Origin of the sequence: Acetobacter pomorum, from assembly GCF_002738225.1 — a bacterium.
Classification (GTDB): domain Bacteria; phylum Pseudomonadota; class Alphaproteobacteria; order Acetobacterales; family Acetobacteraceae; genus Acetobacter; species Acetobacter pomorum.
In genome coordinates, this window is record NZ_PEBQ01000133.1 from 1 (window position 1) to 266 (window position 266).

Genomic DNA, 266 nt, shown 5'->3' on the forward strand with positions numbered 1-266 from the left:
GTCCGCCCGCCGTAGGATGTTCTTTGCGGCGTTGATGTCCGCGTTTTCAGTGTGTCCGCAGGCAGTGCAGACGAAACGTGCCTGACTGGCTCTACTGTCCGGGTCCACACGCCCGCAGCCCGAACAGGTCTGGCTGGTGTAGGCGGCTGGCACCTCAATGAGCTCGCCGCCACGTTCTTCCAGTTTGTATTCCAGCAGGGTGCGGAACATTCGCCAGCCCTGATCGAGGATGCTGCGGTTGAGCCCGGCCTTCTGCCGGACATTGC

The 266-nt window shown here is 62.4% G+C and carries 1 protein-coding gene; it reads right to left on the reverse strand.

The window, feature by feature from the left end; translation table 11 throughout:
* Positions 1-266: RNA-guided endonuclease InsQ/TnpB family protein (locus CSR02_RS09120; protein ID WP_143225575.1), on the reverse strand; the 266-nt coding region annotated here is incomplete at both ends.